8 protein-coding genes and 4 pseudogenes are annotated in these 12445 nt (G+C 56.4%); 1 reads left to right on the forward strand and 11 read right to left on the reverse strand.

Translation table 11 applies throughout. The features are described from left to right. Positions 1-90 precede the first annotated feature (90 nt). On the forward strand, positions 91-948 hold the full coding sequence (locus ACHHV8_RS26505; protein ID WP_395162369.1) for an AraC family transcriptional regulator: 858 nt from the start codon (positions 91-93) through the stop codon (positions 946-948). Between the two features lie 152 nt (positions 949-1100). On the opposite strand, the gene ACHHV8_RS26510 is transcribed toward ACHHV8_RS26505, so the two are convergent. The 11 genes and pseudogenes from ACHHV8_RS26510 to ACHHV8_RS26560 all read right to left on the reverse strand — a co-directional run bounded on the left by ACHHV8_RS26510 (position 1101) and on the right by ACHHV8_RS26560 (position 12435). Further along, positions 1101-2087, reverse strand: coding sequence for an AraC family transcriptional regulator (locus ACHHV8_RS26510; RefSeq protein WP_395162370.1), 987 nt, complete (start codon positions 2085-2087; stop codon positions 1101-1103). Positions 2088-2238: 151 nt separating this feature from the next. Further along, entirely contained in the window at positions 2239-3261 is a 1023-nt protein-coding gene (locus ACHHV8_RS26515; protein WP_395162371.1) for a Gfo/Idh/MocA family protein, read from the reverse strand. Between the two features lie 21 nt (positions 3262-3282). Continuing rightward, positions 3283-4364, reverse strand: a pseudogene (locus tag ACHHV8_RS26520) (Gfo/Idh/MocA family protein). 442 nt (positions 4365-4806) lie between these two features. After that, entirely contained in the window at positions 4807-5988 is a 1182-nt protein-coding gene (locus ACHHV8_RS26525) for an aminotransferase class I/II-fold pyridoxal phosphate-dependent enzyme (protein ID WP_395162372.1), read from the reverse strand. A gap of 59 nt (positions 5989-6047) precedes the next feature. Further along, positions 6048-7109, reverse strand: coding sequence for a site-2 protease family protein (locus ACHHV8_RS26530; RefSeq protein WP_395162373.1), 1062 nt, complete (start codon positions 7107-7109; stop codon positions 6048-6050). A gap of 62 nt (positions 7110-7171) precedes the next feature. Continuing rightward, positions 7172-7531, reverse strand: a complete 360-nt coding sequence (locus tag ACHHV8_RS26535) for an arsenate reductase family protein (protein WP_395162374.1) — start codon at positions 7529-7531, stop codon at positions 7172-7174. 269 nt (positions 7532-7800) lie between these two features. Further along, positions 7801-8828, reverse strand: a pseudogene (locus ACHHV8_RS26540) (RluA family pseudouridine synthase). Next, positions 8825-9391, reverse strand: coding sequence for a cob(I)yrinic acid a,c-diamide adenosyltransferase (locus ACHHV8_RS26545; RefSeq protein ID WP_395162375.1), 567 nt, complete (start codon positions 9389-9391; stop codon positions 8825-8827). Before ACHHV8_RS26545 ends, ACHHV8_RS26540 begins: the two are co-directional and overlap by 4 nt. 34 nt (positions 9392-9425) lie before the next feature. Then, a pseudogene (locus ACHHV8_RS26550) lies at positions 9426-11053 on the reverse strand (cobyric acid synthase). Between the two features lie 381 nt (positions 11054-11434). Then, a pseudogene (locus tag ACHHV8_RS26555) lies at positions 11435-12256 on the reverse strand (pyridoxal phosphate-dependent aminotransferase); the annotation flags it as partial. Continuing rightward, positions 12244-12435, reverse strand: a complete 192-nt coding sequence (locus ACHHV8_RS26560) for a hypothetical protein (protein ID WP_395162376.1) — start codon at positions 12433-12435, stop codon at positions 12244-12246. The pseudogene ACHHV8_RS26555 and the gene ACHHV8_RS26560, both read right to left, overlap by 13 nt. Positions 12436-12445 lie beyond the last annotated feature (10 nt).

Genomic DNA, 12445 nt, shown 5'->3' on the forward strand with positions numbered 1-12445 from the left:
CTCCCCAAGTTCTTAGTGATATTGCCCAAAGCATGACTCGCATTATACAATCAGAATAACATGACGGCTTCAGGGGGTAGAATGCCTATTATGACCACTTACATGGACTATACGATCAGTTCCGAACCGATCCGGATCATCGACCGCACTACCGATAAAAGCAAGCTGAACGTCAAATCGCTGTCCCTCGTTTCCGTAGGCCATCTGCCTAACCGGACGCTATACCGGGACCACGCCCGCTTCAATCATTACGCTGTCGTTTATATTTCCGGAGGCTCTGGGACGTACCGTGTCCATGACGGTGAAACGCAGCATGTCGGCAAAGGCTGCTTTTTCCTCTTTTTCCCTGGAGCATCCTTCGATTACGGTCCTGCGCCGGGCGAAACATGGGACGAATTCTACTTCACTCTCGAAGGCTCCCGCATTCAGGAGTGGCTCTCGACCTGGCTGACCGAGCCGGACCGGGTACGGCAGGCGGGAGCGGATGACGCTTACCACAGCAAAATGGAGCGCATCTTCATGCTGATGGAAAGCGGCATTCCCGGCAACCTGGACCGTGCCGCGCTGCTGCTGGAATCGCTGCTGTACGAATGGATGCTGAACAGTCAGCCGGGCTCGCGGACGAACGCCGCCGATCCGACCGTCAAATTAATGGACGATCTGCTGGCCTCCATCCATCAGCCGTTCGAGGCGGAGCGCGTCTGCGAGCGGCACCACATTTCCCTCTCCACGCTGCGCCGGATGGTTCATAAATCGACAGGCTATTCTCTTCATGAATATGTGCACCGGCTCAAAATATCCGAGGCCAAGAATATGCTGCTCAATACGCATCAATCCGTCAAAGATACGGCCCTCTCGCTCGGCTTTAAAGACGTGTTTTATTTCTCCCGCCTGTTCAAGAAATATGTGGGCGTATCGCCCCAGCATTTCCGCAACAACGTCTACTGATTCCAGCCTGGCGCTTCTATCATGGCGCGGGGCACTTGGCCGCCGGACGGCAAACAGCCCCTTTCTCCCAAACTTAGGTCTGCGAAAAAGGGGCTGCTGCGTTTCCGCCGCCAGCGCTCATGTCTGTGCCGCGCCCTATACAGGCGCTGCTCTCAGGAGCCCTGCGCGCGGTGCTGGACGCGGAACTGCATCGGGGTCGTGCCGAAATTTTTCTTAAACACATAATGCAAATAGTTCGCGCTGGAAAAGCCGTTGCGAAAGGCGATCTGGTCGATCGTCTCGCTGCCCATGCTCAGCTCGCTGCATACGTGCACAAGCCGCTCCTTCTCGATGTATTCGCTGAAGGTGGAGCCGGTCAGCTCGCGGAAAATTCGCTGCAGCTGCCGGGGGCTGATCTGCACCCGCTCGGCTACCACTTCCAATGTCAGCGGCTCCATGAAGTTGTCTTTAATGAACTGGACGGCCAGCTTGTATCTGTACTGCTTCATATCCCGCGAGGGCAGGTCAGGCTTGGGCCCTGCAGCGTAAGCCCGGGTGGTGCGCAGCAAAATCTGGATGATCGACTGCTTGATCACCGTGAACAGGCCCGGCTGGTTCTCATCCCAGGCGCGGTAAGCCGTCAGGAAGCATTCCATCGCCCGGTATTTGTCCATGACCGGCTTGACCGGCAGCGTCCGCAGCTGCTGTACGCACGCCTCCGCTTCGGCGACCTCCCATTGACTTCCCCAGTCCGCTGGAGCATCGAGGTGCATCGTCCGTTCTCCTGTCCCGTCCAGCTTAACGATATCAATATGCAGGCACAGCTCATCCATCGCTTCGCCGGCATCCGCTTCCTGGTAATGAAGCACGCCGGGTCCGGTCAAATAAAGCATGCCCTCCTGCAGCGCATAAGGCTGTTCGCCCAGGATCACTTTGCCTTTGCCTCGCGGGATGAAGTGAAATTCATACTCCGAATGCTTGTGAAACGACACCGATCTTCCCGGAGCAAAGCTGGTATGGTGGAAGCGCAGCATGCGAATGCCATAGTTCCCCCAGCGAAACTCCACATCCAGCCGATCCAATGCCTGCGGCTGCTCCATCATCAGTTCGAACGGATACGGCTTTAGATTCAAACGAGCAGATGAATTGAGACTGTCCATTCCACCCTACCTCCATGGCCTAGCGGGAAGAAGACCCGTCTCTCCTTAACCTGTAATGGACAAGGGAGGAACCGGTCTTCTCGCTGATTCGTTTGTGTTCAATTGATCGGCGCATCGGCGCTCAGCTTGCAGCATGCCGCTGCAGCTTCATTTACGGCCTCAGATCGCTTAATTGAAAGGCCGCGCCTGAGCGGGCGGAAGCGTTGGAAGCTTCCATCAAGCGGGTTAAATCGAGCGCAAGCGCAATGTTTTCTTCCGCAAACGTGCCTTCTTCGATATGGCTTACCCATTGATCGAAGGCGGAAGGACGTTCGGACGGCAGCTCGGAGCGAACCTGCCAAGCCTTGGCCGATTCCTCGCCCAGCTTGGAGCTGCGCACCAGCAGCTGATTGTCGTGCGTCGAGTACAGCAGGCTGCCTTCCGTCCCGTGAACCTCAATCACGAACGGAGAGAAACGGTTGACGAAGCCGGCTTCCACAACAGCCAAAGCGCCGTTCGCATACCGCAGAACAGACACGGCGTTATCTTCCACTTCTTTGCCAGTGACATAGCCGTAATTCGCTGTAACACTCTCCGGCAGACCCAGGAATAACCGGGCCAAGTACATCGGATGGCAGCCGAGGTCAATCATCGCCCCTCCGCCGCACTGCTCCGCGTTATAAAAGTGAGACGGCAGCCAGCCTTCCGGCCCGCGCTCCGAAGGCACAGCACCGTTATGGGAGAGACGGGTGCGGACGAGCGTAAGCTCTCCAAGCAGCCCCTGCTGCACAATATCCTGCACGGCGAGCGTGTAATCCGCATTCAAGCGCGGAAGCGACACTGTCAGCTTCACGCCGGCTTCTTTCACCGCCGCCAATATTTCGTTGCATTCCTTTAACGTCGTTGCGACTACTTTTTCCGTGAAAATATGTTTGCCCGCCTTGGCTGCGGCTACTATAACGTCACGGTGCATATTCGTAGGCGTATCCACAATAACGCCATCGATCTCCGGCAGCGCGAGCAGCTCGTTCAAGTCCTCATAAAAACGGGCGCCCCGCTCCTCCGCTTCCTTGCGGCCTCTCTCCGGTATTTCATCCCAGACGGCAACGATTTCCGTTCCCGGATGCTCCGTCGCTTGACGGGCATAATCTTTGGCATGGACATGCCAGAAGCTTAGCATGGCTACTTTTATCATGAATGAGCTACCTCCGCTTTCTTAATCGAAGTAAACGGCTTTTCCCGTTTTGGCCGATTCGTAGATGGCTTCCAAAATTTCCGATACAACGCACGCCTGCTCCGGTGTAACGATAGGCTGCTTGTCATTCAAGACGGCATCGATCCAGAGACGGATCTCGGTATCCTGCATGCTCTCCTGCTTCCCGTCGTAGAAATCTACGCCTTTGGCGTCCAGAGCAATCTGGTTCGTGTACAATTTGCTGTGCTTCTCACCGTTCAAACGAAGACCGTTCTCCATGTCCGCGCCGCCTTCGGTTCCGCTCAGCGTACATTTCGCTTCCTTCACATCAAGCGTATTCAGCGCCCAGCTGGACTCAAGTACAATCGTCGCGCCGTTCTTCATGGTGATCATCCCGAACGCGGAATCCTCTACCGTGAACTTGCTCGGATCCCAAGAGCCCCAAGCATTGGCAGCGTTTTCTTTTTGCGACAGCTTATGAAACGTCGTTCCGAGAACCGCCTTCGGCTCGTAGTTGTTCATAATCCACAGCGTCAAGTCCAAAGCGTGCGTACCGATATCGATCAGCGAACCTCCCCCTGCTTCTCTTCATCCAGGAATACGCCCCAGGTCGGTACCGCACGGCGGCGGATCGCATGAGCTTTGGCATAATAAACCTCGCCCAGATCGCCCTCTTCAACCACTTTCTTCAAATACAAGCTGTCCGGACGGAAACGGTTGTTGTAGCCGATCGTCAGCTTCTTGCCGGTTCGCTTCGCCGCTTCGACCATCCGGCGCGCATCTGCAGCCGTCTTCGCCATAGGCTTCTCGCACATAACATGCTTGCCCGATTCCAGGGCGGCGATAGAGATATTGGCGTGCGAATCGTTAGGCGTGCACACATGAACCACATCGATGGAGGTGTCCTTCAACAGCTCGGTATAATCCTCATAAACGTGCGCCCCTGCGACACCGTACTTCTCTGCAGCCGTCTGCGCCTTCTCCACTACAATATCACAAAATGCGACAAGTTCCACATTATCCAGTTTCGATAGGGCTGGTAAATGCTTGCCGTTAGCAATACCTCCGCAGCCGATTATTGCAACTTTGAGCTTGATGGACATGAATTCATTCCTCCTACAATTATATGACTTGAGTTCATATTAGCATGTTTCCCTAATGGGTGAAATTGCAAATTAGCGACAAACCGAAGTGTGAAATGATGACATCATTTCAGAGTGCAGAGTGCTCCGTCATCTGTCCAGTACGACCTTTGGTCAAGGCGCTTTTAGACAAACAACCAGGCTTCCATCGCGCGTTACCCCATGTATGAATGCGGTGCTTCGGATCTCTGCAGGTCGATCCCACACGGCATAGATCAGCCTTCATTTCAAGTAAAAAAGGCAGAGCCTCTCCCTTATACTGAAGAAATCCTGCCTCCTACGGCGACATGAACATTTTTATGAGAAAACTTTCAAGCTGCCTGGATCCCTGCGGCCTCCATCGTTCGTTTGCAGCAAACCGAACCGAAACGTATTCGAGCAGGATACATCTTCTTACAAAAAGCTATTTTCCGCCCTGCGCCTGCAAAAATCCGGCAATACGCCTCACCGCTTCGCGCAGCTTCGCTTCCTCCTGCACCAAAGCGATCCGAACATAGCCTTCGCCCTCTTGTCCGAACGCATCGCCCGGAATGACCACCACACCGGTCTGGTACAGGATTTCCCGGGAAATTTGTCGAGAAGTCCAGCCCTCCGGAATGCGGGCCCATATAAACATGGTCGCCTTCGGTTTCGGTATGCTCCAGCCTGCCGCGGCCAAGCCTTCGATAACGATGTCTCTGCGCCGTTCATACAGCCCGGCTACCGACTCGCCGCGCTCCATGTCCTCTTCCATGGCTTCAATCCCCGCCTCTTGAACCGCCGTAAAGACGCCGTAATCAATATTCGACTTGAGCACCCGCAGCGATTGGACGGCATCCGGCTGTCCGACCATGAACGCGATCCGGCAGCCTGCCATATTAAAGCTTTTGGATAAAGAATGGAATTCAACCGCCACTTCCTTGGCGCCTTCGATTTCCAGAATACTCATGGGACGGAAGCCGTCGAACGCCATTTCCGAATAAGCCAGGTCGTGAACGACCAGCAGATCATACTGCTTAGCGAATGCGACAAGCTCCTCGAAAAACACCCTTGGCGCGACCGCAGATAACGGATTGCTCGGATAGTTCAACAGGATGAACTTCGCTTTGCGGGCAATTTCCTCCGGGATCTCTTCAAGCTTCGGTAAAAACCCGTTAGACTCCTTCAACGGCAGAAAATACGGCTCGACTCCGGCGAGCACCAAGCTCGCGGCATAAATCGGATAGCCCGGGTCCGGCACCATGGCGATGTCGCCCGGATCGGTAATGGCCATAGCCAGATGCGACAGCCCGTCCTGAGAGCCCATTAAAGTCACGATCTCGTTTTCCGGATTCAGCTCCACCCCAAAGCGGTGCTTATACCAGCGGGCCACCGTCTCGCGAAAAGCGGGACTTCCCTCCGAGGTCGGATAGCCGTATACTTCCGGCTTACGGACCGCTCTCTCCATCGCCTGCATCACCCTTGCGGAAGGCGGGCGGTCCGGACTGCCGATACCCAGATCGATAACCTCCTTGCCTGAGCGGCGAACCTCCTCCTTCCAGCCGGCCATTTCAGAAAAAATAGCGGATCCCATCAGGGATAACCGCCTGGATTGATGTTTGGACATAGTCAAAGCAACCTTCTTTACTTGGTTTTATCGAAATAGGTGTGCTTCCAATTCACGATTTAAATGTTTCCGACTTTGTGCACGACTGCCATCATCGCGAACAGAAAAGCCGCCAGCCCAAAATAAGCTATGCCGAACTTCCAGCGGGCCGCTGCGGGCACGTCGTAATACTTGTCGTTCTCAAACGGCTCGTAATCCACCTGGCAGTGGATCATCAGGTGCAATTCGTCGTCCTTCATGATCCGCTCCAGCCGGGTCACATGCGCCCGCTGAATCAGGCCCTGCTGCATTAACGGCAGGGTGCCTTGAAAGTCCAGTCCTTCCCAGATAACCCGGACAAACTGCTGTCCCTCCAAATCGGAATAGGTGACATAAGACAATTCCCGCTTATGCTCTTCGCCGGGAATAATGTAGCCCTGCTGAATGAGCGGCTCCGCTGGAATCAGGAAGCTGGCGGCAACCATCCGCTGCTCGCCGTGCTTACGCTGACGGACGAACTTTTTATATAAGTCGTAAGCGAACATCGCCCATACGATCAGAAGAATCAGACTGAAATAATAAATAATCAGCACGAGTCCCCCGATAAGCCCGACCAGCCAGAGCCAGCGGGATACGGCCGTAACGATCCGGCCTCCGTCAAGCGGATGAATCGGCAGCAGGTTGAACAGGTTCAGCAAAAATCCCGTCAGCGCCAGGCTGTACAGCAGCGGACTGTTCAAATAATAAGCAAGTCCGAACGCAGCCAGCGCGCCTACCGTCCCCAGAACCGGTCCGCCGATGCCAATATACGCCTCGGTTACCGCATCCCGTGGATTGCGTTTCATGTTGATCAACGCGCCCACGAAAGGAATGAACATCGGTGCCGATACGGGCATCCCTTTCTGCTTCGCTGCAATGACATGGCCGAGCTCATGAATCAGAATCAGCAGCACAAACCCGATGGAGAAGCTCCACGGAAAAATAATCGCATAAGCTCCGATCGAAATGAGCATGGATAAAAACAAGCCGCCGAACTTGCTGAATTTCAATAAAGTCAACAGCCACTTGCCCTTTGCCAGCAAAAACGCGGCTAACGCGCCGAAATACCATAAAGGGTTTTGCTTTGGTTTCTTTGGCTGCAACGGCTCTCACGCTCCTTCGCTTTGGCTCGCCGCCTTGGCGTTACCTTCACCAAACCGGCGGCCTATTTGCCCCAGGCCTCCTGGAACATCTCTTCCTTATAGCCTACCGTTACTTTGCTGCCGTCCGTCACGACGGGGCGCTTAATCAAGCGGCCGTTCGAGGCCAGCAGATCGATTTTCTCCTCATCGCTCATGCCGGGCAGCTTATCTTTCAGCTTCTGCTCCTTGTACACTTCCCCCGAGGTATTAAACCACTTCTTGATGTCCAGGCCGCTCTGCTCAATCATTTGCTTCAATTGCTCGCGGCTTGGCGGATTGTCAAAAATATGGACGGACTCCACCTCCCGGCCTTTTTCCTTTAACGATTTCAATGCATTGCGGCAGGTGCCGCATTGAGGATATTGGTAGACCGTTATGCTCATTGTCGCTTGCTCCTTCGTTATCGATTTCTAACTTTAAATTTTGGGCGAAAGCCCCAGGAAAGTCAAGCCAGGGACCTGAATCAAGGAGCGGCGGACAGCCGGCATAAAACCGGAAATAAACACTACGGCTATAACGATACTACGACCCCCCCCCCCCACAAAGTGGGGCTCATGCTTCGAAGCGGACTCAGGTACTTTGCGGGGACCCCGAAAATGTATTACGCGGATACGTGAAAAAAGATTCCGCGGTTTCCGCAGAATCTTTCCTTCTAGCCGATCGTCTCCAGCAGCTCCAGGCTCGCCCGGATATCGTCGGGCAGCGGCGCCTCGAACTCGATCCACTGCTTGGTGCCCGGATGCGTAAATCCGAGCGTACAGGCGTGCAGCGCATGCCGCTCCATCCCGTAGGACGGGCTGCCGTCCTCTGCTGCCACGGGCTCACGCACGGCTTGAATGCCTCTATCGTGTGCGTGCGCAGCAGACTCCAGCTCCTGCAGCGGCTCCACCAATGGATCTGCCGCGGCCGGCTTCAGCTTATACAGCTTGTCGCCAACCAGAGGATGGCCAAGGTGCAGCATATGAACGCGGATCTGGTGCGTTCGTCCCGTTTCAAGCCACAGCCGGACCAGCGTGGCGTCGCGGTAACGCCGCTCCACCTTGTAGTGTGTCACGGCCGGATATCCCGTCTCCGTCACAATCCGGATATGCGGCTCCTCGGGATCGCGGTCGATCGGACCGGTAACCGTTCCTTCCTCATCCCGCATGACGCCGTGGACCAGGGCGACGTATTCCTTTTTTACCCGGTGAGCCTGCATTTGCTCGGATACCTGCTGGTGCACGTACGGATTTTTGGCGATCGCCAGCGTGCCGGACGTCTCCTGATCCAGCCGGTGGATGGGGCGGAACCGGTAGCTTTTGCCCTGCTGCTGCCAATAGTGGACGACCCCGTTAGCCAGCGTATTCACATAATGGCCGTGAGTCGGATGGACGATCATACCTGCGGCCTTGTTCACCACCAGCAGGTGCTCATCCTCGTAAAGAATCGCAAGCGGCAGCTCCTGCGGCAAAATATCGTCCGATTCCTCCTGGAGCATGCGCACCTCGATGCGGTCCCCGCATGCACACGGACGCTGATATATTGACGCTCCCCGTTCACGGTAATTCCCTGCTCCGTCAGCTTCAAGCGGGACAGCAGCTTGCGCGACAGGTGCATCCGGTTTTGCAAAATCGTTTTTAGAATAAAGCCGTCTTCTTCGGCAGGCACTTCATAGATGATCGGTTCGTAGTAGGCTGTCATTTGCGGCGGAACACCTTCGCACTGCGCGTATACTCGACATCGTTCACATCGCAGCGGGCATTGGCCAGCCTTGCAATCGTGAAGAACAAATCGGAAAGACGGTTCAAATAACGGCGCACCTCTTCGTTGATTTCCTGCGTTCTGGCCAATGTCACCACTCTCCGCTCCGCCCGGCGGCAGACCGTTCTGCATACATGAAGCGCGGAAGAACCTTGCGAGCCTCCCGGCAGAATGAATCTTTGAATATCCGGCGTTTCGGCATCGTACTTGTCGATCCAGGCTTCCAGACGGTTCACCATCGCTGCAGTAACCTTGTACGGCCGCAGCTCTTTATTGAGCAGCGCCAGATCCGAGCCGCAGTCGAACAGCTCGTGCTGTACTTCCAGCAGATCCGCGAGCAGATCGGCAAACTTCGCTTCATCCAAAAAGCCCATCGCCTGGCCGACAAAGCAGTTCAACTCGTCGACTGTACCGTAAGCTTCGACCCGTACGTCGTCCTTGTCGACCCGTCCGCCGATCACGCCCGTTTGCCCGGCATCGCCGGTTCTTGTGTAAATTCTCATAACCATCGCCTCCCTTAAACCATGGCTTCCGCCACTATGCTTTATTGTCTATCATCTCATAGAGACGCTTCATATCCAAATGATTTCGCACATGCTCGGCCAGCCGGTCGAACGCCTCTTCTCTTCTGGCCTGAAACCGGAGTCCGGCCTCGAGCTCGATCGGCTCCCATCCCTTGGCGAGGCGGATCGCGTTCAGCCAGTCTCTGCGCAAATCGTCATTGTGCAGAATGCCGTGGATGTAGGTTCCCCAGCATCTTCCGTTGGCCGATACGACGCCGTCGGGATGCAGCGTTTCCTCGCTGCCTTCCTCCCGAATGGAGAACGGGTGGTCAACCGCCGCCAGAAACCGCGTCCGGCCCATATGAATCTCATAGCCCTGAATCACCTGAGACGGCTCATGTAAGGAGCCTCGGCCCCTATTCAGCCTGCTGATACCCGCCGCCCTTACGGTCCGCTTCTCTGCCGCAAACACCGTTTCCGTCGGAAACAGCCCTAATCCTTCCGTTTCCGCACGGTCCGACTCCAGCAGCTCAGGTTCAGCAGGCGCTCGCCCATCATCTGGTATCCCGCGCAGATTCCTACCAGCCAGCCGTCCTGCCGCGCAAACCCGGTCAGCGCCCGGTCGAGCCCGGTCTCCCGCAGAAACAGCAGATCATCGACCGTATTCTTGCTTCCCGGCAGGATGACGGCATCCGGTCGTCCCAGCTCCTCGGCCGACTGGACGAAACGCACCTGCACATCCTGCTCATAGACGAGCGGATCGATATCGGTAAAATTGGACAGCCGCGGCAGCCGGACGACCGCGATGTCGAGTGTCCGGCCGCTGCGCGCTTCTCCGCCGCCGTCACTGTCGCCCGAGCCGCCAGCCGCACTCTCGCGCAGCCGGCCGCTTCCCGTCGCCAGCTTCCGGTTCAGCGAAGCGGAGTCCTCATCCTCAAGCTCCACATTCGGCAGAAACGGAATAACCCCAAGCACCGGCTTGCCTGTGCGCTGTTCAAGCCATTCCAGCCCCGGCTTCAGCAGGCTCACATCGCCGCGGAACTTATTAATAATGAAGCCTTTCACCCGGCCCCGTTCTTCAGGCGTGAAGATATCCATCGTGCCGACCAGGGATGCAAAAACCCCACCGCGGTCGATATCGGCCACCAGCACGACCGGGGCTTCCGCCCATCCGGCCAGCCGCATATTTACGATATCTTTTTCTTTGAGGTTGACCTCGGCAGGACTGCCGGCTCCCTCGATGACGATCACGTCATAAGCTTCACGCAGCCTTTGCAGCGATGCCTTGACGATGAGCTCCGCTTCGCCCAAATAATTCTCCCTGTACGCCCGCGCGTCATAATCGCGCAGCGGCTTGCCGTGCACCACCACCTGGGAGACCATATCCTTCTTCGGCTTAAGCAGGATCGGGTTCATATCCGTCGTCGCCGCAATGCGGCAGGCATCCGCCTGCATTCCCTGCGCCCTGCCGATTTCCTTCCCGTCCGGCGTGACATACGAGTTGAGCGACATGTTTTGCGATTTGAACGGCGCCACCCGTAACCCGTCCTGCAGTAAAATACGGCATAATGCCGCGGTAATGAGGCTCTTGCCGGCATCCGAGGACGTTCCTTGAACCATCAAGGTGGCGGCAGGTGCAGATTGTTTATGCTGCGAATCCATCGCCTCTCTTCGCCCCGCAAGCACCGCTGCCGGGGATTCCTCTGCCTCCCCCTCCGAATCGGCTTCCGGCTGTACTGCAGAAGATCGTGCCGTCGGCTGCCGGCTCTCTTCGTTTATTTCTGCTATAAAGCCGGAATCCTGGTCCAAAGGCACCTTGTTGATTCCTCCCATAGGAGTAGGATCTTGGCTTAGGTGCACCCCATTGATTCCTGCCGTAGGAGCAGGCTCTTGACCCAAACGTGGCCCGTTGATTCCTGCCGTAGCAACAGTCTCCTGGCCCAGGTGCGTCCCGTTCTCCAGCAGTTGACGAATCGAGTCCTGCAGCGCAGCCAGCAGCCGTTCGTTCTGCTCCCGCAGCCGGATCGCTACGCGGACATAGCTGTCGTCCAGCCCGGGAAACAGGGACGCATCGCGGATCAGTATGCCTCTGCGTCCCATTTCCGCCTGCAGCGGCTTCACCTGAAGCCCCAGACCGCGGAGGGAGAACAGCACGTAGTTCGTATCGCTCGGCGTCACGGCTAGCCCAAGCGCGCTCAGCCGCTCCAGCATCCAAGGCCGCTCCGCAGCCAGCCAGGCATGTGTGCGCGCCGCGTAAGCCGCATCGTCGAGAACAGCCGCTCCGACCTGCTGCGCCAGCGTATTGACGCTCCACTGTACCTGCAGCCTCTGCATTTGCCGGATGCGGTCGGGATGTGCGGCGATAAAGCCGAGCCGAAGTCCCGGAATCGCGTAAAATTTCGTCATCGACCGGATCACCATCAGGTTCGGCTTCACAGCCGCTTCGCGGATCAGCGACCGGTTCTCCTCATCCGGGCAAAAATCCATAAACGCTTCGTCCAGTATGACCGGCTTCGCGCCAAGACCTGCCGCGAGAAGGTCCCGGACATCCGAAGGCATCAGACGCCCTGTCGGATTGTTCGGCGTGCCGAGAAACAAGAGATCAGAGGCAGCAGCAGCCCGCTCTACTTCCTTCGCCTCCAGCAGGAACCCGTTCTCTTCCTTCAGCGGCAGCTCATGAACATGTCCGCCGGTTTTTTCTACCGCTTCCTCATACTCGGAAAATGACGGTCTGGCTAGCGCCGTCTTCTCCGGCTTCAGTACCCTGACGGCTAAATCGATAAGCTCCGCCGCCCCGTTGCCGACAAGAATCGATTCCATCGGTATCCGGTAATGCTCTGCCAGCTTGGCCCTTAGTCCGCGCACGGCCGGATCCGGATACGCCGCCAGCGCCTTCCATTGCTCCCGTAAAATATGACCGACGACATCCGGAAGAGCCAGAAGGGGTTCATGTTCGAGCTAAAATCGAGAAAGGCATCGGCGCTTCGGCCGAATGTTTCCGCTGCGGTCCGCAAATCGCCGCCATGTCCATATTTCTCAAGCATGCCGTTATCT

Source organism: Paenibacillus sp. TAB_01 (genome assembly GCF_043945595.1).
In the GTDB taxonomy this organism is placed as follows: Bacteria; Bacillota; Bacilli; order Paenibacillales; family NBRC-103111; genus Paenibacillus_S.

Excerpts from the sequence above, each read along its gene's own strand:
- ACHHV8_RS26505 (WP_395162369.1), top strand. The coding sequence starts at position 91 with ATGACCACTTACATGGACTATACGATCAGTTCCGAACCGATCCGGATC.
- ACHHV8_RS26510 (WP_395162370.1), bottom strand. The coding sequence starts at position 2,087 with ATGGACAGTCTCAATTCATCTGCTCGTTTGAATCTAAAGCCGTATCCG.
- ACHHV8_RS26515 (WP_395162371.1), bottom strand. The coding sequence starts at position 3,261 with ATGATAAAAGTAGCCATGCTAAGCTTCTGGCATGTCCATGCCAAAGAT.
- ACHHV8_RS26525 (WP_395162372.1), bottom strand. The coding sequence starts at position 5,988 with ATGTCCAAACATCAATCCAGGCGGTTATCCCTGATGGGATCCGCTATT.
- ACHHV8_RS26535 (WP_395162374.1), bottom strand. The coding sequence starts at position 7,531 with ATGAGCATAACGGTCTACCAATATCCTCAATGCGGCACCTGCCGCAAT.
- ACHHV8_RS26545 (WP_395162375.1), bottom strand. The coding sequence starts at position 9,391 with ATGAGAATTTACACAAGAACCGGCGATGCCGGGCAAACGGGCGTGATC.
- ACHHV8_RS26560 (WP_395162376.1), bottom strand. The coding sequence starts at position 12,435 with ATGCTTGAGAAATATGGACATGGCGGCGATTTGCGGACCGCAGCGGAA.